The sequence below is a fragment of the Bordetella sp. H567 genome (genome assembly GCF_001704295.1).
In the GTDB taxonomy this organism is placed as follows: domain Bacteria; phylum Pseudomonadota; class Gammaproteobacteria; order Burkholderiales; family Burkholderiaceae_B; genus Bordetella_C.
Genome location: NZ_CP012334.1, coordinates 1,977,960 through 2,002,951, shown reverse-complemented (window position 1 = coordinate 2,002,951; position 24,992 = coordinate 1,977,960). Strand labels below are relative to the sequence as shown.

The window sequence follows — 24,992 nt, the reverse complement described above, 5'->3', positions numbered from 1 at the left end:
CATGAATGACAACGCGGCGCTGCCGCCGCCGGTCAACCGCATTGCCCCCGATGGCGCAGCGCATGATCCATCAGCACCAGCGCCAGCAGCGCCTCGGCGATGGGCGTCGCCCTGATGCCGACGCAGGGATCGTGGCGGCCCAGGGTCTGCACCATGGTCGGCCGGCCGGCACGGTCGACGGAACGGCGTTCGATGCGGATGCTGGACGTCGGCTTGATCGCCAGCGAGACGGTGATGTCCTGGCCCGTCGAAATGCCCCCCAGCACGCCGCCGGCATGGTTGCTGAGGAATCCGTCCGGCGTGATTTCATCGCCGTGCACCGACCCGCGCTGGGCCACGCTGTCGAAACCCGCGCCTATGGAAACGCCCTTCACCGCGTTCAGGCCCATCATCGCGTGGGCAATGTCGGCGTCCAGACGGTCGTACAGCGGTTCGCCCCAGCCCGCCGGCGTGTTCTCGGCCACGACTTCGATGCGCGCGCCGACGGAGTCGCCGTCGCGGCGCAGTTCGTCCATGAAGGCTTCCAGCTGAGGCACGATGCCGGCGTTGGGGGCAAAAAAGGCGTTCTGCGGCACCGCGTCCCAGTTGTCGAAGGGGATAGGGATCGGTCCTAGCTGGCTCATGTATCCACGTACGCGCACGCCGTGGGTCTGGGCCAACCATTTCTTGGCGATGGCCCCGGCCGCCACCGTGGGTGCCGTCAGGCGGGCGGAGGACCGCCCACCGCCGCGGGGATCGCGCACGCCGTATTTCTGGAAGTAGGTATAGTCCGCGTGCCCCGGCCGGAAGGTATCGACCAGATTGGCGTAGTCCTTGCTGCGCGCATCGGTGTTGCGGATGAGCAGGCCGATGGGCGTGCCGGTGGTCGCCCCTTCGAAGACGCCGGACAGGATCTCTACCTGGTCGGCTTCCTGGCGCTGGGTAACATGGCGCGAGGTACCGGGGCGGCGGCGGTCCAGCTCGGCCTGTATGTCCTGCGCCGCCAGCGGCAAGCCCGGCGGGCAGCCGTCGACCACGCAGCCGATGGCAGGGCCATGCGACTCGCCGAAATTGGTGACAGTGAAAAGCTTGCCTAAGGTGTTGCCGGACATGATGTTCTACACAGGGCGCGTGGAATGGGAGCGAAGGAGCCGAAGCGGATTATGACACCGGTGGCGCATGGCGCAGCCTTTCACCGCCCAGCGGTTAAACAGCGATAGACGCTGCATACAAAGAGACGGACGGCAATAAAATCTGGATATTCGGCAATGCAACGCGATTCTTCGTTGTTGATGCATCGGCACGGCGGATCCAAAATGTTAACCCGCTGAAAATCCCGGATGCTTTTTGTATCAGGTGGCCTTCGTTGCGCCCTCTAACGTCCCGCATCCATGTCTTTTCGCATGCGTAGCCCCCATACCGGCGTCATCCATAGCCGGTGTCGAGCCGTTTCGTTACGCTGCGCTGACCATCCAGGCAGGAGAGAGACCGCATGTACGATCGTTTGCCCGCGCAGCCTGACATAGTAGCCGGCGCAGCCATGACCGCAGGCCCATGCCGGACGGTGCACCCTGTTGGCCCGCGCCCCGCGCTGGGCTGACCGCCCCGCATCATCCCGACATGACGCCCCCCCACCCCGCGACCGCCAAAGCGTCCGACCTTCCGCAGGACGAGACCTGGCACGCCGCGCCCCCGGCCCCCCGGCGGCGCGGGCTCGCGGCCGCGCTGATCACGCTGCTGGTGGCCATGGCGCTGCTGGCACTGGTGACAGGCGCGACGCTGTTCACCCAGTCGCGGGTGGTATCCCAGCCCGCGGGGGCCGACATCGGGCTGTACAGCTATCGCCTGGTCTCGCAAATGAACCGCCTCATCGCCGACGCGCAGAAAACCGCGGCCGGTGGTGACCACAAGCAATTCGTCCGGGACCTGCAGGCCCTTTCTACCTTCGTCAATCCGGGAACGGCGGAAAGCGCGCCGGGCGTGGCCCTGGTGCGTTCCCTGCCGGCGGCGCGCGTCGACGTGCAGATGCTGGATGATCGCCTGCGGACGTGGCGCGAGGCCGCGGACACCGCCGACGCCGCGCGCATACGGGCGGCCGCGCGGGACCTGGCCGATCACGCGGACGAGGCCCGCCTGCTGGCGGACCGGCTGGGCGGGGCCGTCCACCAGGCCCAACGCGGCGACACCGCCCAGCACAATACGGCCGTCGCCGAAGGCTTCCGACGGCTGCAGTGGGCCTTCGTCGGCTTGCTGGCCTGCAGCGGGATCCTGGCGATATGGCTGCTGGTGCTGAATCGCCATGCGCGCCATTTCAACCAGCGCATGGCACAGGCGAACGCCCGCCTGGAGTCGGCCGTGGCCCACCGCACGCGCCAATTGGTCTGGCTGGCCAACACGGACCCGCTGACGGGCCTGAAGAACCGGCGCGCCTTCATGGAAACCGCGGAGGCGCAGATCCTGCAATGCCGGCGCTATCCGCACCCGCTGGCCGCCCTGCTGATCGACATCGACCATTTCAAGTCCATCAACGACCGCTATGGGCATCACGTCGGCGACCAGGCAATCCGCCGCGTGACGGACACCATCACCAACACCCTGCGCGACAGCGACATCATCGGCCGCTTCGGCGGCGAGGAATTCGCCGTTCTGATGCCCCACACCGACTTGCCGGCGGCCCTGGTGGCGGCCGAACGGCTGCGCCAGGCCGTCGCCGGCATGAAGATCGGCCTGCTGGAAGGCGGTCCTCTGAGCATGACGATTTCGCTGGGCCTGGCGATGCACGAGCCGGGCGTATCGCTCGATACACTGCTGATGCGCGCCGACATGGCGCTGTACCGGGCCAAGAGCGGCAGCCGCAACCGCGTCGAAGTCTACGGGCGCGAACGCGAAGAAATCGCGCAATAAGGCCACCCTTATTCCTGCATGACGGCCCGCGCCGGGACCCGGACCGTCCCCTCCAGGCGCGATGCATGGCCAGCAAGTGGCCAAAACGCCATAAACTATGCGCGCCTTTTCACAGCAACGCGGTACGGCGGCCGGTACGGGCCGGCCCGCCCACAATGGAACACGCAGCCTACCTGCCTATGTCCCTATTGCGCCAACTGCTCGTCAGCGTCGCCGTGGTCACGATCCTGCTTCTGATCGGCTCGCAGATGCTGAACATCGATACGGCCCGCCGCTACCTGAACGAGGAACTGCGAACACGCGGAGAAACCGCCGCGGCCACCCTGGCCGCGGTCTACGCGCGCGATCCCGCCCCCGATGCGGCCGCCTGGCGCGCCGTGGCCCAGGACGTCTTCGCCAGCGGCGCGTTTCGCCGAATCGATGTCCAGGGCAGCCTGGCCTTCGACTTCCACAAGGGAGGCGGGAGCGACGCCGCGCCTGCCTGGTTCGTTTCGCTGATCGCTTTGACGCCGCCCGCGGCCGTGCGGCCGTTCCAGGCGGCGCACGGCATGCAAGGCACGGTCACGGCCGTCGCCGACGACACGGCGGCCGTGCAGGCGCTTTGGCGGCACTCCGTCGGGCTGGCGCTGCTGGTGGCCGGCGCGGGGATCTGTTGGCTGATCTACACGGGCGGCCTGGTGCGCTGGCTGCAAAAGCGGCTATTGCAAGGCATCAGCGCCCAAGTGCGCGCGCTGGCGCAGAACGACGCGGATCCCCCCGCCGCGCTGCCGCCGTGGCCCGAGATCGCCGACGTCGCGCATGCCCTGGCCGAAGCGCGTGAACGCCTGCGCATGACGGCCGAGGAGGCAAATGCCCGGATCGAATCGCTGCAGCTGGAACTGAACCTGGATGCCGTGACGCGGTTGCCCAATCGCAAATACTTCTTCAACGAGCTGCGGCGCGCGCTGAACAGCGGGACGCAGGAATCGGAAGGGGAGTCCGGCCACGTCCTGATGTTCCGCCAACGCGATCTGGCGACCATCAACCGCCATATGCCGCGTGAATTCACGGACCAATGGCTGCGTTCCGTGGCCCTGCGGCTGGACCAGAAGCTGGGCCGGCGCCATATCCCCGCGTTTCTGCTGGCGCGGCTCAACGGCTCGGATTTCGCCCTGCTGCTGCATGGCGTGCCTGCCGCGCAGGCCGATGCGCTGGCCGAACAGCTGCGCCACGAGCTGCGGGCACTGCGCGTATCGCTCGGGGAAGACCGGTGGTGCCGCTGGGCGCTGGCGCTGGGGCCGTACTCGCGCGGCGACCACGCCAGCGAACTCCTCGCCCTGCTCGATCACGCCCTGATGCGCGCGGAAAGCGCCGATACGGATGCCCCGGTGCGCGCGGAAGCGCCCGGCACCTCGGAGGCGGCCGGGGAGCTGCAGTGGCGAGATACCCTGGTAATGGCGCTGGAACAGCACCGTTTTTCCCTGTCCGCCCGTGCATTGCAGAGCCCGAGCGGCGAGGTGCTGCGCGCGGAAGCGATGCTGATGCTGCACGATGCGGAGGCACAGGCGCCCATCCCGGCGCCGGTTTTCATGCCAGCCGCGGTCCGCCTGGGCATGTCGTCCGAATGCGATATCCAGGCCGTCCGGCTGGCCCTGGACTGGCTGGTCTCGCATGGGGGCAAGCTGGCCGTCACCGTCGCCCTGCCGTCGCTGGGCCATTCCAATTTCCTGCCGCGGCTGGGCCAGATGCTGCGCGACCGGCCCGCGCAGGCCGGCCGGATGGTATTCGAGGTCGACGCCCGCGGGCTGGTGGAGAACTTCGTCAACGTGCGTTCCCTATGCGAAGTGGTCTGCGACGCGGGCGCAGGGATCGGCGTACGCCGGCTGGCCGACGACTTCAGCGCCATGACGCGCCTGCACGAACTGCCCATTGCCTACGTCAAGCTGGGCGAGGCCTTCGTCGACGCCATGGGACGCAGCCCGGGCAGCCGCCACCTGGCCGCCTCGGTGCGGGAAACCGCCAAGGGATTGGGTGTCGAGGTCTACGCGGATGGGCCCACGGACGCGCAAACCGGTGCGTTCCTGGAACGCGTGGGCATCGCCGCCGTGGGCTATTCCGCCGAAGCGCTGCAGGCCTGACATCTGCGCGGCGGCGCATGCCTGCGTCGCCATCGCCCCTGCCGCGGCGCACTGGCGCAGCCATGCCGCTATACTTCCGCGCAACGTATCGCCGGGGCACCTCCACGTACCCTCGCCACGCCGCCCGCGTGGCGCATCGGCTTAATTGTTGTCTGCATGAATCCCGACCTCTGGTATCCGATCGCCACTAGCGCGTTATTGCACTCCTTCCGGGCCAGCGTGGCTGGCCTGGCTGCCGCCATCCTGGTCATCCTCCTGCTGGCCGCGGCCCGGCGCCGCACCGGGTTTCCCGGGCTTGCCGCGCTATTGCTGCTGATGTCCCAGGCGGCGCGGGCCGCGCTCCTCACGGGCGCGCTGGCGCCGTGGGTGCCGGCTGCCGCGCAAGCGGGCGTATCGGCGGGACTCCTGGGCCTGGGCGCCAGTGCGGTGCTGTGGATGGCGGGCGGCGCGCTGCGCCGCCGGCGCGCGGCGGCATGGGCGGCATTTTTTCGCCTGGCGGCATGGCTGGCGGCCATCGTGTCGTGCGCCATCGCGGTGGCGGGCGACAGGCTGGCGCTGCACGCGGGTGTCGACGCGGCCAGCCTCGTGCCATTGCTCGCGGTGGTCGCGACCATATCCGGCGGCATTGCGTTCCTGGTTTTGCTGACGGAGGCCGCCACGCCGGCGCGTCGCCTGGCGCTGGGAAATGTCGCGCCGAGCCAGTCCAGGCGCGCCGCCGCCCGCGCGAGGGCCCAGTTGGCCCCCGCCGCGCTGGCTTCCGGCCAGCGGGAGATCGAAGCGCGGCTGTCCATGCTGAACGAGGTACTGGAACGACAGCGTCAAATGAACGCACTGCTGTCGCACGAAATGCGCTCACCGGTGGCGACCATCAGCGCCGCGGTCCAATCGCTGCAGATGGTGCTGGAAGGCAGCGACGAGCAAGTCGACAGTCGCCTGCAACGCATTGGACGCGCCGTCGCCCGGATCAACGAGTTGATGGACCAGTTGCTGGTCCAGGAAAGCACCTACGACGAGGCACTGGCGCCGCGTCATGAAGTGGTGGACCTGGCCCGCCTGGCCGCCGACGTGGTGGCCTCCATCCAGCATGACGTGGCCCATCGGCTGCAGCTGGAAGCGCCTGAGCCCTCGCCGGCCTGGTGCGACGGCCCCCTTACCGGCGTGGTGCTGCGCAACGTGATCCACAACGCGGTGAAATATTCACCGGCCGACCAGCCCATCGTGATCCAGGTCGGCACATTGACCGCGCCGGGCGAGCGCACGGCATGGATCGCGGTGGCCGACCGCGGGCCGGGTATCGCAAAGGAAGATCAGGCGCGGATCTTCGACCCGCATTTCCGCCAGGCCGCGCACCGCGAAACCAAGGGATTGGGACTGGGTCTCTTCCTGGTACGCAAGATCTGCGAACGCCAGGGTGGCACGCTCACGGTCGAAAGCGAACCGGGCGAGGGAGCGCGTTTCACGATCGCGCTGCCCGTGAGCAAAGTCCGCTAGGCGGCGAAAACGTAGCCCTGCCCACGCACCGACAGCACAGGCAACTTCATGCCGCTGGATTGTGCCTTCGCGCGCAGGCGGCTGACCAGCACGTCGATACGCCGAAGTTCGAATTCGCTGGGATTCGCCGGACTGAACAATTCGGACAGCGCCTGGCGGCTGACGACATTGCCGCTGGCCTCGATCAGGGCATTCAGGAAGACGCGTTCCTGCGCGCTGAGATGCAGGCTGCTGCCGTCGGGCGAGACCAAAATCCAACCGCCATCCTGCAAGCTCCAGTTCTGGGTGCCACGATCGGCGGCCAGTTGCGGGGCGGGACTGCGCGACAACCGCATGCGCCGCGCCAGGCTGCGGATCACGGAACTCAATTCGAGCAGGTCGACCGGCTTGGTGATGTAGATATCGGCGCCCCCTTCCAGGCCGCGCACGCGATCTTCCAGGGCCCCACGCCCTGTCAGCATGACGATGCCCACGGCGTGCAGGGCCCGCAGGCGCGTGGCTACCGAAAAGCCGTCCTCGCTGCCCTGCACATTGGCGTCCAGGATAACCACGTCGCAAGGCTGGCTTTCCATGTGGCGATAGAAATCTGGGGCACTGGCGCACGCGAAGTTGACGCGAAAGCCGTAGCCGCCCAATCCGAGCTTGAGTTCTTCTCGAAAGTCCGCATCATCTTCTAACAGACCGATACATAACACGCCGTCTGCTGCTTGCGTTTGCACGATATTTCCCCGGAAATCGGCCCTGGCCCCTGGTCGGCTCAGTGTCCTAACCGCTGTGAACTGGCATGACGCTGCCCAGGCAGCGGCGCAATTCTATCATTGGTAACAATGCGAAAGCGGCCCCAAAATACAGCAAATATAAGGATTCCTATCTCATAGTTGCCGTAGTTTCCCACGGGGCGAGGATGCACCAAATTTCCACACATTGCAACAAACGATACATTCCCTGTCCCCGCCTGGGCGCTTTGTGCGGATTACGTCGCGTGCGTGCCGCGTTTCAGGATGAGCAGCTCACCTCCAGGTCGCTCGCCCAATCCGGGGGCAGGCCGGCATACCGCGCGTATTCCGGTCGTTCGGTATAAGGATCCCGCAGGACCCGCAGCAGGTCATCGATCACCGCGGCATCGCCTTGCGACGCTGCCCGTATGGCCAGTTCGGCCAGGTGGTTGCGTAGCACGTACAAAGGGTTGACCTTGTCCATGGCCCCGGCGCGCAGCGCTGCGTCGCGCGGCACGGCCTCGTGCCGTTGCAGCAGCCGCTGCAGCCAGGCCCGGGCCGCCTCGCGGTCGATGAACATATCCAGGAATGGCTGGGAGGCCCCACGCACGGCGGAGGACAGGCGGCGAAACGCCAGGGTGAAGTCCGCGCGCTGCTCGTGCATGAGTTTCAACAGGTCGTCCAGCAGCCCCTCGTCTTCCGCGCGCCAGGCCTCCAGGCCAAGCTTGGCCGCCATGCCGTCGTGGAACGCACGGGTAAAAATGCCTTCGTACCCGTCCAGTACGGCCTTCAAGGCGTCGGCATCCTGCACGACGCTGTTCAGGCTGCCCGCCAGGCGGTAAAGATTCCACAGCGCTACCGAGGGCTGCCGGTTCCAGGCATAGCGCCCTTCGGTATCCGAGTGGTTGCAGACGTGATCCAGCCGGAAGCCATCCATGAAACCGTAGGGGCCGTAGTCCAGGGTCAAGCCCAGGATGGACATGTTGTCCGTGTTCATCACCCCATGGCAAAAGCCCACGCATTGCCAGTCGGCCATCAGCCTGGCGGTGCGCGCGGTCACGGCATCCAGCAGGCGTACCAGGGGTGCATGCGGGGCGTCTTTTTCGCCAGGCCGCGGGCCGCGGCATTCCGGATAGAAGTGGTCGATGATGTAGTCTGCCAGCGTCTGCACCATTTCCGGCTGCCGGCGCGCGGCCCAGTGTTCGAAGGACCCGAAACGCACGAAGCTGGGCGACATGCGCGTCACGATGGCCGCGGTCTCCACCGTTTCGCGCATGACAGGATCGTCCGACGCCACCAGCGCCAGCGCGCGCGTCGTGGGAATGCGCAGCCCATGCATGGCCTCGCTGGCCAGGTATTCACGGACGGACGAACGCAGCACGGCGCGCCCGTCTCCCATGCGTGAATAGGGCGTCATCCCCGCCCCCTTCAGCTGCAATTCCCAGGGTCCTGATGGGCCGTCGACCTCGCCGAGCAAGTGCGCCCGGCCATCGCCGAGCTGGCCGGCCCAGATACCGAACTGGTGGCCGCTATACACCGCCGCCAGCGTATCGCCGCCCGGCAACGGCGCCCGTCCCGAAAACACATCCAGGAAAGCCTGGGTGTACAGGACTTCAGGCGCCAGGCCGATCAGGGCAGCGGCGTCTTCGTTCGCATGCAGCAGCCGCGGGGCATTCAGGCCTTGCGGCGATAAGCGCGTGTAGAAGGCCGGCGGCAATGCGGCGAAGGAATTGCTCATCGGCAGTTCCGCCAGCGTAGAGGCCGGCGGGGTGAGCGGGGACGTTCCGGAGACGGCTGACATAGTTCCTGCCCTGGCGGGCGTTCAGGTTGCCGAGGACCGGCGGCGGCGCGCGGCCTGTTTGGCGGGCCGCACGTACAGGATCGCGCAGGCGAAAAACAGCAGCGACAACGCAAGTTCCACGCCGGCGAGCATCGCCGACAAGGGTCGGGTATCCGACATGACCCGCACCGCGCCCTCCATCACATACAAGAGGCTCAGCATGGAAGCCCACTGGTAGGTATATAGATTGCCGCGCAATATGCCCCGTAGGGGAAAGGCCAGCGGCAAGGCTTTCAGAAAGAGCCAGGAACCGCCCGGCCGGACGGGAGCCAGTACGGTTTCCCACAGCACGCAAAGCAGCGTGAGAGCGAGCAGCGTGATGACGCAAGCCAGGCGAAGGTTACGGTTGAGTTCAATTTCCATACTGCTATTATCGCCGCATGAAACCGCTCGTCGATACGGCCGCCGCGGACTCGGCGCCGGAATCCCAGAACTACCGCGCCTCGTGGCTCAGCCGGGTGGCGAAGGTGCTGCGTTTTGCCTCGCACCGCGCCGGCGAGGAGCAGTTGCTCCAGGTCGCCTCCAGCCTGACTTTCACCACCGTCCTGGCCATCGTGCCCATGCTGGCCGTGGTGCTCTCGCTATTCACCGCCTTTCCGGTGTTCCAGGAATTCCGCGTTGCCTTGGAAGATTTCCTGACGCACAGCCTGATGCCGCCGGCGGTGTCGGACAACATCATGAATTACCTGAACCAGTTCGCACGCCAGGCCAGCCGCCTGACGGCGATAGGCGGGGGGCTCTTGCTGGTGACGTCGATCCTGCTGATCATGACGATCGACAAGACGTTCAACGACATCTGGCACGTCACGCGGCAGCGGCCGCTATCGCAGCGGGCCCTGGTGTATTGGGCGGTGCTGACGCTTGGCCCCGTGGTCGCCGGCGCCAGCTTGTGGGGAACGTCTTTTCTGGCCCGCGAATCGCTGGGGCTGGTGCGTGAAGTCCCCAACATCATCGGCCTGGCGGTGTCCTTCCTGCCCCTGACGCTGACGGGACTCGGGTTTGCCGCCCTGTTCATCGTCGTGCCCAATCGCCGCGTCTCGTGGACGGACGCGCTGGCCGGCGGCTTCGGCACGGCCATCGTGCTGGAGCTGATGAAGGCGGCATTCGCCTATTATCTGACGCGGTTTCCCACGTATACCGTCATTTACGGCACCTTCGCCACCCTGCCGATTTTCCTGCTGTGGATTTATTTGTCCTGGCTGGCAGTGCTGTTCGGCGCCACGGTGGCGGCCAGCCTGCCCATGATCCGCGTCGGCCGCTGGGACATCAATCGCGAAACCGGGGCGGCGTTCGTCGACGCGGTAGAAGTGCTGCGCTGCCTGTACCGCAATATGGGCACCAACCCGCCTGGCCGCAGCGCCAGCCGCCTTGCCGTCGATCTGCATCTTCATCATGACGAACTGAATGCCGTGCTGGAATCCTTGTCCGACCTGGGCATGGTGGTACGTACGCAGGAACAGCGATGGATACTCGCCTGCGACCCGCGGCGCGCGGCGCTGGCCCCGCTTTTCGATCGTTTCGTCCTGGACCGCAACCAGCGACGGCTGCGGGAATCGCCTGAAATCCTGCGGGTCGCCCGCGCCACCCTGACCGCCGACGAGGCCCCGACGCTGGAAGATCTCATGCAGGAGGCGCAAAATACCGGCAATAGCTCGGCGGACATCCTGAAGATCGAGGCCGTCAAAAAATAAGCCTGGGCGCGAGCCCATGGAGGACCATCATGTTGAAAGTCAGCGAAATTCTTCGGGTCAAGGGCGACACCCTCTATACGGCCACGCCGGACACGCCGGTCAGCAAGGCGGTGGAAACGATGAGCCTGCAGGACATCGGCTCGCTCGTCATCATGGAATCCGGCATGTTGGCCGGCATGCTGACGTTCCGTGAAATCATCCAGCATCTGAACCGCAACGGCGGCACGCTAGGTACCACCACGATCCGCGCCATCATGGACGATGCCCCCGTCAGCGTGACGCCCAATACCAGCGCCGAGGAAGTGCAGCGCCTGATGCTGGACAAGCACGCGCGATACATACCGGTGATGGACGGCAATATGCTGATGGGCGTGATCTCGTTCTACGATATGGCGCAGGCCATCGTGAACGCGCAGCGTTTCGAGAACAACATGCTGAAGGCGTACATCCGCGATTGGCCGATGGACGAGGAAGGCGCGGCGCCCAAGGAAATCTAGGCCCGCTTCCGGGGCGCTTTGCCGGGCCGTGTGGCGCGGCGCTCTGGTTCTACTCCAATTCCATGGCTTCGGCGTGGTGCGCGGCGGGATGCTGCACACTGCGCCAGGCTTCGTAGATCAGCCCTGGGTCGTCGGATTTCAAGGCCGCCGCATCGGAGAGCATGCGGCGCCAACGGCGGGCGCCGGCCTGCCCGTTCACCAGACCCAGCAAGGGGCGCACGATGACGCGCAGAGGCACACCGCGGGCGATCGCCTGGGTGGCGTAGTGCATCATGGCGTCTACCACTTGCGCATCGCCCGGCAGGCGGCTGGCGGGCCAGAAGCGCAGCGTAAGCTCGGACAGGATACGCGGCGTGTGCCAGGCCGCCCGCCCCAGCATCACGCCATCGAAAGTTTCCGCGGCCCGTTCGGCGGCGTCGGCGTCGGCCAGGCCGCCGTTCAACACCACCACGCAATCGGGAAAATCGCGTTTGAGCATGGCGGCGGCGTCATAACGCAAGGGCGGGATCTCGCGATTATCCTTGGGTGACAGTCCCTTCAGGACCGCATTGCGCGCATGGACGATGAATACCCGACAACCCGCATCGTAGAGCTTGCCCACGAAGTCGCGCACGAAGGCATACGACTCGTCATAGTCCAGCCCCAGGCGGTGCTTGACGGTCACCGGAACGTCCACCGCGTCGCGCATCGCCTTGACGCAGTCGGCCACCAGGTCGGATTCGGCCATCAGGCAGGCCCCGAATGCGCCGCGCTGCACGCGTTCTGAAGGACAGCCGCAATTCAGGTTGATTTCGTCATAGCCCCAACGCTGGCCCAGGCGGGCGGCCTGCGCCAGGGCATCCGGTTCGCTGCCGCCCAGCTGCAGGGCCACGGGGTGCTCCACCGTATCGAAATCCAGGTGCCGCGCGACGTCGCCATGCAGCAACGCCCCCGTGGTGATCATTTCGGTGTACAGCCGTGCGCGCGGGGCCAGCAGCCGATGGAAATAGCGGCAATGGCGGTCGGTAACATCGATCATGGGCGCGACGCACAGCCGCCAATCGGAGGAAAGCACGGAAAGGACCTGGTGAAAAGATAGGGCCATTTTAGCCGCAGCACCGGGCCGGAGGCCGGGGTAGTCTAAAATTGCGCCGCCGCTGCCTGGCGCGCGGCCGCCTGATGCCCGACAACCTTTGCCGTATCCCCATGGCCGTATTCACACCCGTCACCGACGACGACGCCCGCACCCTGCTGACGCAGTTCGACCTGGGCGAGCTGGTTTCCCTGCAGGGCATCACGGCCGGCATCGAGAACACCAATTACTTCTTGACCACCACGGGCGGCGAATATGTATTGACGATCTTCGAGGTGCTCACGCGGGAACAATTGCCGTTCTATATCGAGCTGATGCACCAGTTGGCCGAACGCGGCGTACCGGTGCCCCAGCCCCAGACGGGCCGCGACGGCGCCCGCCTTGTCGACATGCATGGCAAGCCCTGCGCCATCGTCACGCGCCTGCCCGGCGGCTACGAGCCGGCGCCCGGCCCCCTGCACTGCGAACTGACGGGCCGCACGCTGGCCCGCGCGCACATCGCGGCACGCGATCTGCCGCTGCGCCAACCGAATCTGCGCGGGCTGGCCTGGTGGCGCGAAACCGCGCCCAAGGTACTTCCCTTCCTGGACCCGGCGCAGGAAGCACTGCTGCGAAAAACCCTGGACGAGCAGGTCGCGGCGTCGGCAAGTCCCGCGTGGCGGGCGCTGCCCAGCGGGCCGGCGCACTGCGACCTGTTCCGCGACAACGTACTGTTCGCGGGGACGTTCGAAAACCCTCTCATGGGCGGGATCATCGACTTCTACTTCGCCGGCTGCGATACCTGGCTGTTCGACGTCGCGGTCAGCATCAACGACTGGTGCATCGTGCGCGAAACCGGCCAGATCGTCCCGGAACTCGCGCAAAGGTGGCTACAGGCCTATACCCAGGAGCGCCCTTTCACCGCGGAGGAAAGGCAGGCCTGGCCCGCGATGCTGCGGGGGGCCGCCCTGCGGTTCTGGCTGTCACGCCTGTACGACTTCCACCTGCCGCGGCCGGCGCAGACCTTGAAACCGCACGATCCGCGGCATTTCGAGCGAGTGTTGCTGGCGCGCCACCGCGATGCGCCGCCGAGCTTGCCCTGAAGCGAGCTGGCTCCATAATTCAAGCATGATTTCTTACCTGGCAGCCTAGCGAACCCACGAATATGCAAGCAGCATCCTTACCTGCAACGGCCGGCTGGCAATGGGCACGAGACGGGTTCCGGCTGTTCATGCGCCAGCCGCTGGCGCTGTTCACCTGGTCCCTCGTCATCACCCTGCTGTTGCTGTTCGCGATGTTCACGGTGCCCATCGGCCCCCTCTTCTACACCACGCTGGTGCCTTGCATCACCCTGATGACGCTGTCGGCGTGCAAGCATATCGAGGCCGACCGCACCATGCTGCCGTCCATGTGGCTGAAACCGCTGCAAAAGCCCGGGGTCCTCAAGAAGCTGCTTATCCTTGGGGGCCTGTACGCCGGTCTTTGCATACTGGCGGGGTTGATCGCTTTCGTACCGTTCTCCAGCGAACTGGTGGAGGGTGTCCGAGCGGCGTCGGTCACCAATGATTTCGTTCCCTTCTTCGAGGCGTTGCACACCGCCCTGCTCGTGTTCGGCGCCCTGTATGTCATCATCGGGGCCTTGTTCTGGCATGCCCCGGTGCTGATCGCCTGGCACAACATCAAGCTGCCGCAAGCGCTGTTTTTCTCCGGCATCGCCTGCTGGCGCAACAAATGGGCGTTTCTGGTCTATGGCCTGACCTGGGCCGCGGTATTCCTGGGTATCGACTTCTGCGCCGGCACGCTGATCTCGCTGGATGTCTCGCAAACCCTGGTCAATACGGTGCAGGTTCCAGTAAACATCGCGGCGTTCGGCATTTTGTACAGCAGCTTCTATCCGGCGTATACCTCCGTTTTCGAGATCAATAACGCCAGCTTCCAGCTCGACGACGGACACGGCACGCAGGCATAAGGCCGCGCGCCATGGCCGCAGCCCGCGGACGATAGCGACCGTGCGGCCGGCAGCGTCCAGGAACAGGATGTCCAGCGAATAGCGCATCCCGAACGTATGCACGGCCCGGCACGGTGCCAGCCATAGCGCCACGCCCGCGCGTGGCCTGCGCCGGCACAGCAGCCCGCGCAAACGGCCCGCCCAACCGTGCACGCGCAGCACGCGCACCCGGCCGCTTGGCCGCCTCATTGCATCGCCTCCCAGAACTGGACCGCGATGGGAAAGGCCAGCACGGCGAACGTGCAGGGAAATATGCAGCAGATCAGCGGGAACAGCATCTTGACCGGCGCCTGCATGGCCAGTTTTTCGGCGCGGTTGAACCGCTCCGCTCGACGGCGATCGGATTGGGCGCGCAGGATCGGTCCCAGGCTCATCCCCAGCGTATCCGCCTGGGCCAGCGCCACCGTCAGCGCCCTCACGCCCGGCAGGTCCACGCGGTCCGACCAGGCATTCAAGGCCTGAATGCGCGGAAGGCCCGCGCGCATATCGCCCAGCGTGCGCAGCAATTCATCCCGAAGCGGTCCGGCGGGCCCTTGTTCCGCCGCCTGCCGCAAGGCGCCCTGGAGGTTCAATCCCGATTCGACGCACAGCGTCGTCATGTCCAGCAGAAACGGCAATTCCCGCGCCATGCGTGCACGACGACGCTGGATTTCCGCGCGCAACCATAGGGGCGGCACGGCCCCGCCCGCCATCGCGCCCAGGGCACAGGCCGCCAGAGCGGCACGGCCGCCGGGTTGGTCGCTCAGGGCCAGGAAGAGCGCCAGGGCGCCGATCGCCCCCAGGCCGGCGCATGCCCACTGCGCGGCGGCGACATGGCCGGCTGTCAATGGCGCCGACAAGCCGGCGCTAAGCAGCCGCGCCCCCAGACGCCGGCGGCGCCGCCAGGAGAGCATGGACGCTGCCGTAGGCGCCATCCGGTCCAGGCAGGGCCAGGCGACCCGCCACGGCGCCGGCAATCCCCCGGCCACCGGGTGTTCCCGCCCAATCGGGCAGACAAGCGGGCGCAAGACGATAAGCGCCCCCACGACGAACAAGGCAGCCATCAGGATAGCCAGGACCAGCATCGGACCTCCATGCCATGCCGCGTACCGGCGCGGCGCTTCGCGCGACGCCTCAGATATCGATATTGACGATGCGCCGTATCCATACCACCCCGGCGATTTCCAGCATTGCGATGATGGCCAGCGCCGACCATCCCGCCGGCGTATGCCAGAGGGCCGCCATCGAAACGGGATCCAGCCAGGTCAGCACGCCCGCCAGGACCGGCGTCAATGCACCGACGATCCAGGCCTGCAGGCGGCCTTGCGCGGTCAGCGTGCGGATGCGCCCCTGAAGCTGTAGGCGCGCCGACAGCACGGTCGCGATGCGTTCCAGTGCCTCCGCCAGATTGCCGCCGGTCTGCGCGGCGATACGCAGGGCCGCAACGACCAGCCCCGCTGCGTCGGTCGGCATGCGGCCCTGCAGGTTGAGCAGCGCCTGATCGAACGAGATTCCCAGGCGCTGCTCGCGCAGGATCAAGCCGAATTCCTGCGACACCGGCGGTTCGCAGTGGTCGATCAATTGCCGCAGGGCCCCTGTCAGGCTTGCGCCGGCACGCAGACTGGATCCCAGGGCCAGCAGCATATCGGGCAACTGCGCGTCGAAGCGAAGGTGCCGACGGCGCCGCAGCAGCGCGATCAGGGCGTGTGGGCCCCGGATCGGCGCAAGCCCGGCCAACACGGCGAGCGCGCCGCTGCCGGTGGCTGCGTAGGCCGCCATCGCGGCAGCCGAACAAAAGGCCAGGTTCGCCGCCCATAGCTGGCGCGGATCGACGAACAGGAATACCTCGTCCAGCCGTGCGCCGGCCTCGTCGGTGTACACCTGCCGGTAGCGGGACCATGCGCCGGCAAACCAGCCGTAGGCCGTCCAGCATGCAAGCATGACGCAGCATGTCGCGGCCAGCGCCGCCAGCCATATCATTGCCGCCAGTCCGCGGAGGCGCCGCCGTGCATGGCGCCCGCATGCATGGAGGGCGGCTCGCATGGCGTGCGCCCCATGAACAGCGCGGGGTCCAGCGGGCGGCCGGCTTCGCGCCAGGCGTCGGCGAAGGTCGGCATCGTGCCGCAGCCGGTGAAGCTGCCACGCCCCGTGCCGCCCTCATGGACGAACAGCGGCTGGGTCTGTATGCGTCCGCCCTCCATGCCGGTTACCTCCACGATGGCGGTGACCAGCCGCCTGCCGTCGGGCATTCGTGCCTGTTGCACGATCAGATGGATGCTGGACGCAATATGTTCCCGTACCGCGGCCAAGGGCAGCTCCATGCCCGCCATCAATATCATGGTTTCCAGGCGGCCCAGGGCGTCACGGGGACTGTTCGCGTGCAGCGTCGTCAGCGAGCCTTCGTGGCCGGTATTCATGGCGGCCAGCATATCGAAGGCTTCCGCGCCGCGGCATTCGCCGACCACGATGCGGTCGGGCCGCATGCGCAGCGCATTGCGCACCAGATCGCGGATGGCGATGTGGCCGCGTCCTTCGATATTGGCGGGGCGGGCTTCCAGGGCGACCACGTGCGCATGGTGCAGGCGCAGTTCTGCGGCGTCCTCGATGGTGATGACGCGTTCGCCTTGCGGAATGGCGTTGGACAGGATATTCAGCAGGGTCGTCTTGCCGGAACCCGTGCCGCCCGATACGACGATGTTCACCCGTTCGCGCACGCAGCGGGCAAGGAATTCCGCCATGGCGGCGTCCAGCGACCCGCGCGATACCAGGTCGTCCATGGCCAGGGCGCGCTTGGGAAACTTGCGTATGGTCAGGCTGGCGCCCTTCAGCGCCACGGGGGCGACCACCGCGTTCACCCGGGATCCGTCCGCCAGGCGTGCATCCACCATGGGGGAGCTTTCGTCGATGCGGCGTCCCACGGGCGCCACGATGCGGTCGAGCACGCGCAGCACCGCTTGTTCACTGCTGAAGGCGGCGGCGTGGCGGACCAGCCGGCCATCGCGTTCCACGTAGATTTCATCGTGGCGGTTCACCATGATCTCGGTGATACCCGGGTCGTCCAGCAACGGTGACAACGGTCCAAAACCGAGTGCCTCATCGAGCACGTCCCGCATCAGCGCGTCCCGGTCGATGCCGTCCGGGATCGCCGTATCCGTGCGGACAATGGCCAGCAGGCGTTCGGCGGCTTCGCTGCGCAACAGCGCGTCGCTCATCTTCGCCACATCGCGTCGCCGGATGTCTAGGGCGTCCAGCAGGGCCGATTGCAAACGCTGCCGGTGCGGCAGCAGATCGACGGCCGCGCGCATGCCGGCATCGGCACCATAGACCGCCGGCGCGTCGGCCACGTCGCGCAGCGCCGGTTCCGCGATGCAGCGCTCGGAGTAACCGGCACCGTCGGGCCGCGCAGGCGGCGCCGGGCAAGGCACGACGGAAGCCCCCACGGAAGCGCGCCCGGGATCGGCCAGGCAGGATGTCATGGAAGTCCCCTTGTGCGCATCCAACGCGAGCGAAGGCGGGGCGGCCAGGCCCCGTGGCGACGGCGCGAACGGCCTGCACGAATCGGCCGGCGCCATCCGGGCCAGGAAGGGTTCGCGGCGCACCTTCATGAGGCATGGCCCCACGAGAACCTCGTCGCCCGGTGCCAAGGGCCCATAACGCGCGATTCGCTTGCCGTTGACCAGCGTGCCGGACAGCGTGCCGGCGTCCTCGATCATCACGTCCTGGCCGGACATGAGCAAACGGGCGTGCTCGCGTCCCACGCGCCAGTGCCGCACGCGGATCCCGCAGTGCGGACCGCGGCCCAGGATGACGGGGGGCTGGACACGCACGATGCGGTGCGTACCATCCTCGAATTGCAGTTCGATCTCCAGCACGGCTCAATCCTTGAAATCGTATTGGTTGGCACCGCGGCGCGGCAACGGCGTCGCCCATTGCGAGCCCGCGCCTCGATAGGGATCCCATGCGCCATCGGTGGCCGCTTCCCGGCCGCCCGGCTCGGACATCAGCATGCGGGTCGTCGCGGGGAAAGCGTCTTGCAAGTGCTGTTGTGCACGCGAAGCCGTCGTTTGCATGGACATGTGGTCCTCCGACACCACGACGGGGGTGACGAAGATGGCCAATTCCGTTTCCTTGTACTGTTCACGCCGCGCGCCGAACAGCGCCCCCAGGAGCGGGATATCGCGCAAGCCCGGCAGGCCGTTGGACTCCACGTTGCGCTCGCGTGAAAGAAAGCCGCCGATCACCAAGGTCCGGCCTGAGCGCACATTGAACTCCGTCGACGCGCGGCGCGTCTTCAGGGCCGGCCCTCCGTTGGCAGTGACCGACGCGTCCACCGCACTGGCTTCCACCTCGATGCGCGAACGCACCGTACCGCTGGACGCGATCGTCGGCGTAATCCGCAAGGACACGCCATAGGGCTTGAACAGCGTGGACGCATTACCGTCCTTGTCCACGGTGGCATACGGCACTTCCCCGCCGGCGAGAAACTCCGCCGTCGACCCGCTGCGCGCCAGCAACTGGGGCTGGGCCAGCACGGTGGCCTCGCCGTTTTGCGCCAACAGGTTCAAGCGCGATGAAAGCAGCATGTTCATGCCGACGTAGCCGACGCCCGGCGCCGCGCGCAGCGCCGTGGACACGGGAGATTCACCCGGCCGTTCGGCCAATCGCCCGGACGCCGCGGCATCCAGAGCCCATCCCGCCGTCAGGCCGCCCTGGCTCGCGCCGTCCCACCGTACTCCCAGTTCCGTCAGGCGCGAGCGCGGCAATTCCACTACCTTGACGTCCAGCAGCACCATGCGGTCCCAACCCACCTTGCCCGTGAAATCCAGCACCTGGGGATAGCGTTGCGCCAGTGCCGCGATGCGCGCGTGGTCGGCGTCCGAGAGATCGTTGCCTTCGATGACGATCTGGTCCCCCACCGCCTGGCCACGCGCGCCCGGGATGCGCGCAAGCAGCGCATCGACTTCCGCGCGCACGCTGCGCGACCGTGCCGGTGCGACACGCACGGTATAGGCGCTGCGCTTCTTGCGCGCCCATACGTGCAGCGACGTTTCACCCTCGGTCCGCGCGAATACGATGACCTCGGCGGCATCCACGGGAACGGCCTGCAGCACTTCGCCATGGCCCACCGCGACGCGGCTGACACCCGGGTGCGCCAACACACGCGTTTCACCGACCTCCATCGTCAGCACCTGGGCCGCGCACGCCGGCGCTGACGGGCCCCCCGCGGCCACGGCCAGCAGCACGACCTGCGCGGGCCGCCGAACCCATTGCCGTATCCCTCGGCGCGCCCGCAGCGCAATCCGCATCGCCAAGTCCACCCCGAGGGCAGGCGCACCGCACGGCGCGATTCGTCGCCTGATTCGCCGCCCGACCCAACTTCCGATTCGCCGCATACGCGGTCGCCCACGCTCCGTCCTGTTCAAGGCCGCACCCGCCCACGATGATCCGGCCTGGATGCCGCGCCTGACCGCGAGCGCCCCGCGCTGACGACCTCGCCCGGCACGTCGGCATCGAACAGGCCGGAGTCCGCACGCCGGTCGTCATCGGCATGACGGGCATCCGGCGTATCACCGTAAGGCCGGTCCCCATACAGCACCTGTACCGCGCGCGGCGGGGTATCGTCCGCGCCGGCGATGCCCAGCAGCGCGGCAAGGTCCCCGCGGGCGGCCGTGGGGTTGGTATCTGCATCGCGATGGTGCCGCAGGATGGCGGTGATACGGCCGGCCTGCCGGGCCGCGACGAGCTTCACCGCGTCTTCCGGTCCCGCGTCCAGGGTGATGGTGGAAAACGGCGCCGTCGCGGCCTCCTCGCCGTCGCCTTCTCGGCCGGTGGCCAGCACCAGCACGCCTTGCAGCAAGGGCGCCGTAATCTGGCGACGGCCGTGTTCGAACGAGACGTAAAGATCCAGCAGATCGCCAGCCTGCAGCATGCCCGAGAGCGAATTGATATCGTCCACCGGAATCGTGATCGCGCGGCGTCCCGCCGGCACGCGCGACGACAAGGGAGCGGCCTTCATGGGAGCCAGATGCGAACGCAGGATGGGGTCTCCGCGACGCAGGGAATGCGCCAGCACGTTGTAGGTATGCGCGGCAAAGTCTTCCGGCGCCAGGGCGTCGCTCGGCGCCCATTGCGCGGGGATATCGCGGACGGCGACATATGCCTCGTCCAGCCGCGTGCCGGCCGCAAGGTCATAGGCGGCGACCAGCCGTGAAACGGTGGCCACCCTCGCCTCGGCTTCGATCTGCGCGATGCGGCCTTGTATGTGCTGCCGCGCCGCCCATGCCGCGAACACACCCGCCGTCACCGTGACGGCCGCCATCAGCCAACGCTGCGGAATACGGTCGAACATGCCTGGCTACGCTCCGATGCGCGTGACGGCCGTAATGCCGCTGCCCCGGTCCAGCGGGACGATGATCAGGGACAATGTCCTGCGGCCGAGCGACCAGGACTGCGCTGCCGGCGGCGCGGCCGCGCCCGCGATCGCTGATGCGCCCGGCCCCGGAGCGCCACTATCCGCAGGCCGCCATCCCGCGGCAAGGAGCTCGCGGACCAGCTGTTTGCGCAGGTCCGCCGGGGAAACCGCATGCGTCCATATCTGTTCGACGATCGACGCGGCCTCATCCCGGGAACGGAACTCGAAGTGCAGCTGCCCTCCCGGCAGGCGCCAGGCCGGATCCGCCAACGGCCCGGGGTTGGCGGATCCGCGCCCGGCGCCCGCAGCGCCGACCCCGCCGCCGGCCGCGCCGGCGGCGAGCGTACCGATGCGGCTACCGTACGCCGCGTCGACGTCGACCGGCATAGCCGAAATCGTGCCCTGCGTCCGGCCTGCACCGGCATCGGACAAGCGAGCAGCCCAATGCATGCCTTCGGCGATGCCGGCGAGTACGATCGCGCCAGGGCGGACCCATAAGTCCCGCAGCGCCGGCTGCCGGGCCGACAGCCAGGACGCGATGTCCCGCAGCGACCCGGGCGCGTCAAGCAGCCACACGAAGACAGGCAGCCCTTGCACACGCATGCTTTCGCCGAGGGGGGTGTAGCCGCCGCCCGGCGGCAAGGCGGGTGGCGTCACAGAGGCGGAGACGACGGCCGGCAAGGCATGCGCCGTACATGACGGGTGCCACGCGATGGGCGCGAGGCCGCCGATCGCCGCCGCAAGCATGACATCGGCACGCTTCATGGGCGCCGCCCTGCCGCGCTGGCTTCGCGATCCAGCCGGTCCGCCGGCACGAGGCTCGACCACGGCATCAGCCAATCGAGGTCCGGGGCGGGACGCCGCCACCCGAGATCGACCCGCCGCAGTAGCGACTTCGCCTCTCGCGCGGCCGCATGGCTGGCGCGCGCAGCGTTGCCCCAGGCCGTTCGGGACGCGCCGATGCGCTGTTGCGCACGCGCGTCGCTATCCGCATGGCCGGCGTCCGCCAGTATGGCCGCATGGCGGCGCAAGCGCCATCCATGCCCATGCTGACGATGCGGGAAGACGCGCACCGCCGCGTCGGCGCGCACCATGCCACGGTCTTCCAGACCAAGCTCGCGCCGCAGGGCCATCGCCCCCGCGCCGCCCGGACCGGGAAAATCCGCGGCAGCACGGGCGCGCATGACGCTCGTGCGTATCAGGCCCGGCCCGACCGGCAACGCGGCAGCGGATGCGGATACCGATGCCCCCTCGCCCAGGCCCGTGCGATCGCCGAGCGCGAAACGAAATACCTGGACCCGTGCGACATGAGAGGCCTGCAGACCATGCCACTGGAATCGGCCCACGCTGATCACGGCCGTCCCCAGCATGCCAAGAATCGCCAAGCCGGCCAGCGCTTCGACCAGGGCCTGGCCACGCTGTGCTTCACTGGCCATGAGCCGCCTCCATGCCCGTCGGGCGTCCGGCCTTCGCCGCGGACACGTTCGGCGACGGGGCCGCGCGCAGGAATATGGAATTGCGATCCGGCCTCGGGGCCAGCCGCGCCTGCCAATAAGGGCGGAACAAGGTGGCCAGCTCCGCGGCACCGTCCGTGCGTGGCCGAGGCCTGGCGAAGTACGTTTCCGCGGCGCTGAAAACCCCGATATCGTTGTCCCGCGCCAACCCGGCGTAGGCGAACCGCCCGCCCGGCGCCGCTACCGCACTGCGCGCATCGGTGGTCGACAACAACGGCGCGGGTTGTCGCAGCGCCAGCACGAAACGTGCGGCGCGACCGGCCCGGCGCACAGGCACTTCCGCATAGGACGGCAGCCCCGTGCCATGAGGCCGCGCCACGTCACGCAGGGAGTAAGCGTAGGCCAGCGGATTCGATACGCCGTTGACGATGTCCCAGGACGTATGCTGGCGCACCCATCGCCAGAAGTCCTGCCGCGAAAAGTCATCCGGTGCGTCCACACCTCGCTGATCGTCGGTCGCGGCGCCCGATTTCCGGACCTCCGCCTTGCCCCATCCCATGGCGTATTCGCGGTAGTAGCAGCCGATGTATTTGTTTGACCGCAGCTTGTGGAAAGACTGCGTATCGATGGAACGCCAGCGCCCGTCGCTGCCCAGCCGAGTGCCGCCGCGGCGGCGCAGTTCGTGCCGCCAGGTCGGGCAGCGGAAACTGACCGGCCAGCCGTTGCGTGCGTCCGCGTTCCGCGGGGCGAGGAAACCGTAGTGGTCCGTGGCCGCCAGCACGGTCGATCGCAAGGCCCCGCGCGCGTTGCCCGCATGGCGCCGCACGAATCCGGGCCAGTCGTCCGCGCGCAGCTCCAGACTGAGTTGGTCGCGCGGTGCCGCGCCGACGTGCGTGGCCGAGGCCACGGCAAATTCCGGATAGTTGGCCTGGACGACTGCGCGCATGGCCTGGAAACGGCTATCGGGCAGGTGGGCGAGCGTTTCCCGTACCGATGCGGCCAGCACGCGATGGACGAGGGTGTCGTGGCGCTCATAGGCCTGCGCGAAGCGCATGGCCAGCGTGCCTGCGTTGACGGCCGCGACCGTGCTGGCATAGGCCTGGCCGTGCGTGGGCCCGAACAGCATGGCGATCACCGCGGCAGGCGGATTGCCGCGTAGCACGCGCTGGCGTTCGGCCTGCGCGAACTGCGCCCACGTCGCCAGGGTGACGAGATGCGCCATTGCCACCTGGTGCGCGATCTGTGCCCGGTTGATATAGGCGATCAGGTTCAGGGCACGCGCCTGCACAAGCGCGCCGCTATACGCCGCGGCGTCCGCCGCATGGGTCAGGCGTGCCCGCGCGGCGATGGTCTGGCCCAGGTTGTACAGCAGGACCAGGGACAAGGCGCCCAAACTGGCCAGGCCCAAGGCGAGCGGAAGGGCCTGCCCGCGCGCGCGGCCATGCGGGATCATTGTGCGGCCCCGGCGTTGCCGGTGAAGGACTTCAGCGATTTCGCCTTGGCCTGTGCGGCCGCCTTGCCTGCCGCGGCCTGTGCCGCGCGCGATTGATCGGCGCCGCTTTCGCCGGCAAGCTCGCGGGCCATGGCCGCTGTCTGCGAACGCACGACCTGCCCGAACAGTTGATACACGGCAATGGCAGCCACGGCCACCAGCGCGACCACGATGATGTACTCCGTCATGCCCTGGCCGAGCTGCCGTTGACGATGTTTGCGCATGGATGCCTCCGTCGAAGTGGTAGGCGTCCAGTGTGCGCAATGCAAAAGGCGACGGCTATTCGTAGATGCCGAGCTGGATCAAACCATCACGGCGGCGCACCAAAACAAAACGCCGCCCAAGGGCGGCGTCATGGCCATGAACGGCAACGCGCGTTTATTTTTCCGCGGCGTTCGTGATGGCATTGCCCGCGCGCTGCAGGTCCTTGCCGGCGCCTGCAACGGTGTTGCAGCCCGCCAGGACCATCGCAAAGACAACCAACGTCGTGAGCATCATCTTCGAGCGCATGGTTTGCTCTCCTTCATTGGACCGTGCCCGTCGTGGCAGCGGTCGTTCACACTACCTGGACGCGCAGTTCACCCAGACCCGCGACACCACCCACCATCAGGTCGTTCTTGACGACCGGACCGACGCCTTCCGGCGTGCCGGTAAAGATCAGGTCACCGGGCTGCAGTTCAAACAGGCCCGACAGATAAGCGATGCTCTCGGGAATGTTCCAGATCAGTTCGCTGATGTTGCTGCCCTGTTTGCGCGTCCCGTTCACATCCAGCCAGATGTCCGCTTTTTCCAGGATGCCCGTCTTGCCGACAGGATGGATGGGACCCAGCGGGGCGGACTGGTCGAAGGCCTTGCCCACTTCCCAGGGACGTCCGAGCTTCTTGGCTTCGCCCTGCAGGTCGCGTCGCGTCATGTCCAGCCCCAAGGCATAACCCCAGATGTGCTCGTTGGCTTTCTCGACCGGAATATCCTTGCCCGCCTTGCCGATCGCCACGACCAGCTCCATTTCGTAGTGCAGGTTCGACGTCCTGGACGGATACGGCATCTTCCCCGTTTCACCATCGCGCACCGCGATGATCGCATCGGCGGGCTTGCAGAAGAAGAACGGATCCTCGCGGCCGGTGAACCCCATTTCCTTGGCATGCTCGGCGTAATTGCGTCCAACGCAATACACGCGGCGAACCGGGAATAAGGCGGCGCTACCCGCCACCGGGACGGCGACGACGGGCTGAGGGGGCAAAACATAGTCCATGCTGTTGACCTCGTTGGAGACGCAACCGGAGGGCCGGTGCTGAAATAATCATGCGCGAGTGTAATCGTTTCACGGCGCTTGAACAGCCGGTGCTAACCCCCTCAGCCTT

23 protein-coding genes and 1 pseudogene are annotated in these 24,992 nt (G+C 67.3%); 7 read left to right on the top strand and 17 right to left on the bottom strand.

The genetic code is table 11. The annotated features are described in order from the left end of the window. Positions 1-32: 32 nt before the first annotated feature. Positions 33-1,091, bottom strand: coding sequence for a chorismate synthase (aroC, locus tag AKI39_RS09070; protein ID WP_066634630.1), 1,059 nt, complete (start codon positions 1,089-1,091; stop codon positions 33-35). 508 nt (positions 1,092-1,599) lie between these two features. Here aroC and AKI39_RS25135 point away from each other — a divergent pair. From AKI39_RS25135 to AKI39_RS09055, 3 genes are all read left to right on the top strand, one after another. Beyond that, positions 1,600-2,883, top strand: a complete 1,284-nt coding sequence (locus AKI39_RS25135) for a GGDEF domain-containing protein (protein ID WP_158515163.1) — start codon at positions 1,600-1,602, stop codon at positions 2,881-2,883. Between the two features lie 179 nt (positions 2,884-3,062). After that, entirely contained in the window at positions 3,063-5,000 is a 1,938-nt protein-coding gene (locus AKI39_RS09060; protein WP_066634629.1) for an EAL domain-containing protein, read from the top strand. Between the two features lie 156 nt (positions 5,001-5,156). After that, the gene (locus AKI39_RS09055) at positions 5,157-6,491 is read left to right on the top strand and encodes a sensor histidine kinase (RefSeq protein ID WP_066634628.1); all 1,335 of its coding nucleotides are present in this window, start codon (positions 5,157-5,159) and stop codon (positions 6,489-6,491) included. Here the strand turns inward: AKI39_RS09055 and AKI39_RS09050 are convergent. The 3 genes from AKI39_RS09050 to AKI39_RS09040 form a co-directional block, all read right to left on the bottom strand. Beyond that, complete coding sequence (locus AKI39_RS09050; RefSeq protein ID WP_066634624.1) at positions 6,488-7,210, bottom strand: response regulator transcription factor; 723 nt, start codon at positions 7,208-7,210, stop codon at positions 6,488-6,490. The two genes, AKI39_RS09055 and AKI39_RS09050, sit on opposite strands and share 4 nt — an antisense overlap. A gap of 277 nt (positions 7,211-7,487) precedes the next feature. Next, entirely contained in the window at positions 7,488-8,945 is a 1,458-nt protein-coding gene (locus AKI39_RS09045; protein WP_443103338.1) for a protein adenylyltransferase SelO, read from the bottom strand. Between the two features lie 84 nt (positions 8,946-9,029). After that, on the bottom strand, positions 9,030-9,410 hold the full coding sequence (locus AKI39_RS09040; RefSeq protein WP_066634622.1) for a DUF2069 domain-containing protein: 381 nt from the start codon (positions 9,408-9,410) through the stop codon (positions 9,030-9,032). Positions 9,411-9,427: 17 nt separating this feature from the next. Between AKI39_RS09040 and AKI39_RS09035 the strand changes: the two genes are divergently transcribed. Together AKI39_RS09035 and AKI39_RS09030 are read left to right on the top strand one after the other, a co-directional pair. Continuing rightward, positions 9,428-10,738, top strand: coding sequence for a YihY family inner membrane protein (locus AKI39_RS09035; protein ID WP_066634621.1), 1,311 nt, complete (start codon positions 9,428-9,430; stop codon positions 10,736-10,738). A gap of 29 nt (positions 10,739-10,767) precedes the next feature. Beyond that, positions 10,768-11,235, top strand: coding sequence for a CBS domain-containing protein (locus AKI39_RS09030; RefSeq protein ID WP_066634619.1), 468 nt, complete (start codon positions 10,768-10,770; stop codon positions 11,233-11,235). 49 nt (positions 11,236-11,284) lie between these two features. On the opposite strand, the gene dusA is transcribed toward AKI39_RS09030, so the two are convergent. Then, complete coding sequence (gene dusA, locus AKI39_RS09025; protein WP_066642554.1) at positions 11,285-12,253, bottom strand: tRNA dihydrouridine(20/20a) synthase DusA; 969 nt, start codon at positions 12,251-12,253, stop codon at positions 11,285-11,287. A 167-nt stretch (positions 12,254-12,420) separates the two neighbouring features. Here dusA and AKI39_RS09020 point away from each other — a divergent pair, with 167 nt between their 5' ends. After that, a complete protein-coding gene (locus tag AKI39_RS09020; protein WP_066642552.1) occupies positions 12,421-13,389 on the top strand; it encodes a homoserine kinase in 969 nt (322 codons plus the stop codon). Between the two features lie 62 nt (positions 13,390-13,451). Beyond that, a complete protein-coding gene (locus AKI39_RS26000; protein ID WP_066634617.1) occupies positions 13,452-14,255 on the top strand; it encodes a BPSS1780 family membrane protein in 804 nt (267 codons plus the stop codon). A 9-nt stretch (positions 14,256-14,264) separates the two neighbouring features. On the opposite strand, the pseudogene AKI39_RS25995 reads toward AKI39_RS26000, so the two are convergent. From AKI39_RS25995 to AKI39_RS08960, 12 genes and pseudogenes are all read right to left on the bottom strand, one after another. Then, positions 14,265-14,483: pseudogene (locus AKI39_RS25995) on the bottom strand (DUF192 domain-containing protein); the annotation flags it as partial. Beyond that, positions 14,480-15,358 carry a type II secretion system F family protein gene (locus tag AKI39_RS09010; protein ID WP_066634615.1) on the bottom strand — a complete coding sequence of 293 codons (879 nt, stop codon included), beginning with the start codon at positions 15,356-15,358 and terminating at the stop codon, positions 14,480-14,482. The gene AKI39_RS09010 and the pseudogene AKI39_RS25995, both read right to left, overlap by 4 nt. Positions 15,359-15,407: 49 nt before the next feature. Then, entirely contained in the window at positions 15,408-16,253 is an 846-nt protein-coding gene (locus AKI39_RS09005) for a type II secretion system F family protein (RefSeq protein WP_066634614.1), read from the bottom strand. Next, positions 16,250-18,145: an ATPase, T2SS/T4P/T4SS family gene (locus AKI39_RS09000; RefSeq protein ID WP_083228718.1), complete on the bottom strand. Its 1,896-nt coding sequence runs from the start codon at positions 18,143-18,145 to the stop codon at positions 16,250-16,252. Before AKI39_RS09000 ends, AKI39_RS09005 begins: the two co-directional genes overlap by 4 nt. 3 nt (positions 18,146-18,148) lie before the next feature. Continuing rightward, positions 18,149-19,573, bottom strand: a complete 1,425-nt coding sequence (locus AKI39_RS08995; protein WP_066642550.1) for a type II and III secretion system protein family protein — start codon at positions 19,571-19,573, stop codon at positions 18,149-18,151. Positions 19,574-19,692: 119 nt separating this feature from the next. Then, the gene (gene cpaB / locus AKI39_RS08990; RefSeq protein WP_066634613.1) at positions 19,693-20,622 is read right to left on the bottom strand and encodes a Flp pilus assembly protein CpaB; all 930 of its coding nucleotides are present in this window, start codon (positions 20,620-20,622) and stop codon (positions 19,693-19,695) included. A 6-nt stretch (positions 20,623-20,628) separates the two neighbouring features. Further along, the gene (locus AKI39_RS25470; RefSeq protein ID WP_066634611.1) at positions 20,629-21,450 is read right to left on the bottom strand and encodes a hypothetical protein; all 822 of its coding nucleotides are present in this window, start codon (positions 21,448-21,450) and stop codon (positions 20,629-20,631) included. Further along, on the bottom strand, positions 21,447-22,121 hold the full coding sequence (locus AKI39_RS08980; protein WP_066634610.1) for a hypothetical protein: 675 nt from the start codon (positions 22,119-22,121) through the stop codon (positions 21,447-21,449). Before AKI39_RS08980 ends, AKI39_RS25470 begins: the two co-directional genes overlap by 4 nt. Beyond that, complete coding sequence (locus AKI39_RS08975) at positions 22,111-23,592, bottom strand: hypothetical protein (RefSeq protein ID WP_066634609.1); 1,482 nt, start codon at positions 23,590-23,592, stop codon at positions 22,111-22,113. The genes AKI39_RS08980 and AKI39_RS08975 overlap by 11 nt, the downstream gene beginning before the upstream one ends. Further along, on the bottom strand, positions 23,589-23,855 hold the full coding sequence (locus tag AKI39_RS08970; RefSeq protein WP_066634607.1) for a hypothetical protein: 267 nt from the start codon (positions 23,853-23,855) through the stop codon (positions 23,589-23,591). The genes AKI39_RS08975 and AKI39_RS08970 overlap by 4 nt, the downstream gene beginning before the upstream one ends. 154 nt (positions 23,856-24,009) lie before the next feature. Further along, positions 24,010-24,141 carry an entericidin A/B family lipoprotein gene (locus tag AKI39_RS08965; RefSeq protein ID WP_066347456.1) on the bottom strand — a complete coding sequence of 44 codons (132 nt, stop codon included), beginning with the start codon at positions 24,139-24,141 and terminating at the stop codon, positions 24,010-24,012. 46 nt (positions 24,142-24,187) lie between these two features. Beyond that, on the bottom strand, positions 24,188-24,883 hold the full coding sequence (locus tag AKI39_RS08960) for a fumarylacetoacetate hydrolase family protein (protein ID WP_066634604.1): 696 nt from the start codon (positions 24,881-24,883) through the stop codon (positions 24,188-24,190). Between the last annotated feature and the right edge of the window lie 109 nt (positions 24,884-24,992).

Excerpts from the sequence above, each read along its gene's own strand:
- AKI39_RS09055 (WP_066634628.1), top strand. The coding sequence starts at position 5,157 with ATGAATCCCGACCTCTGGTATCCGATCGCCACTAGCGCGTTATTGCAC.
- dusA (WP_066642554.1), bottom strand. The coding sequence starts at position 12,253 with ATGATCGATGTTACCGACCGCCATTGCCGCTATTTCCATCGGCTGCTG.
- AKI39_RS08965 (WP_066347456.1), bottom strand. The coding sequence starts at position 24,141 with ATGCGCTCGAAGATGATGCTCACGACGTTGGTTGTCTTTGCGATGGTC.
- AKI39_RS09045 (WP_443103338.1), bottom strand. The coding sequence starts at position 8,945 with ATGAGCAATTCCTTCGCCGCATTGCCGCCGGCCTTCTACACGCGCTTA.
- AKI39_RS09040 (WP_066634622.1), bottom strand. The coding sequence starts at position 9,410 with ATGGAAATTGAACTCAACCGTAACCTTCGCCTGGCTTGCGTCATCACG.
- AKI39_RS09035 (WP_066634621.1), top strand. The coding sequence starts at position 9,428 with ATGAAACCGCTCGTCGATACGGCCGCCGCGGACTCGGCGCCGGAATCC.
- AKI39_RS25135 (WP_158515163.1), top strand. The coding sequence starts at position 1,600 with ATGACGCCCCCCCACCCCGCGACCGCCAAAGCGTCCGACCTTCCGCAG.
- AKI39_RS09030 (WP_066634619.1), top strand. The coding sequence starts at position 10,768 with ATGTTGAAAGTCAGCGAAATTCTTCGGGTCAAGGGCGACACCCTCTAT.
- AKI39_RS09005 (WP_066634614.1), bottom strand. The coding sequence starts at position 16,253 with ATGATATGGCTGGCGGCGCTGGCCGCGACATGCTGCGTCATGCTTGCA.
- AKI39_RS26000 (WP_066634617.1), top strand. The coding sequence starts at position 13,452 with ATGCAAGCAGCATCCTTACCTGCAACGGCCGGCTGGCAATGGGCACGA.
- aroC (WP_066634630.1), bottom strand. The coding sequence starts at position 1,091 with ATGTCCGGCAACACCTTAGGCAAGCTTTTCACTGTCACCAATTTCGGC.
- AKI39_RS09010 (WP_066634615.1), bottom strand. The coding sequence starts at position 15,358 with ATGCTGGTCCTGGCTATCCTGATGGCTGCCTTGTTCGTCGTGGGGGCG.
- AKI39_RS08960 (WP_066634604.1), bottom strand. The coding sequence starts at position 24,883 with ATGGACTATGTTTTGCCCCCTCAGCCCGTCGTCGCCGTCCCGGTGGCG.
- AKI39_RS09060 (WP_066634629.1), top strand. The coding sequence starts at position 3,063 with ATGTCCCTATTGCGCCAACTGCTCGTCAGCGTCGCCGTGGTCACGATC.
- AKI39_RS25470 (WP_066634611.1), bottom strand. The coding sequence starts at position 21,450 with ATGAAGCGTGCCGATGTCATGCTTGCGGCGGCGATCGGCGGCCTCGCG.
- AKI39_RS09020 (WP_066642552.1), top strand. The coding sequence starts at position 12,421 with ATGGCCGTATTCACACCCGTCACCGACGACGACGCCCGCACCCTGCTG.
- AKI39_RS08970 (WP_066634607.1), bottom strand. The coding sequence starts at position 23,855 with ATGCGCAAACATCGTCAACGGCAGCTCGGCCAGGGCATGACGGAGTAC.
- AKI39_RS08980 (WP_066634610.1), bottom strand. The coding sequence starts at position 22,121 with ATGGCCAGTGAAGCACAGCGTGGCCAGGCCCTGGTCGAAGCGCTGGCC.
- cpaB (WP_066634613.1), bottom strand. The coding sequence starts at position 20,622 with ATGTTCGACCGTATTCCGCAGCGTTGGCTGATGGCGGCCGTCACGGTG.
- AKI39_RS08975 (WP_066634609.1), bottom strand. The coding sequence starts at position 23,592 with ATGATCCCGCATGGCCGCGCGCGCGGGCAGGCCCTTCCGCTCGCCTTG.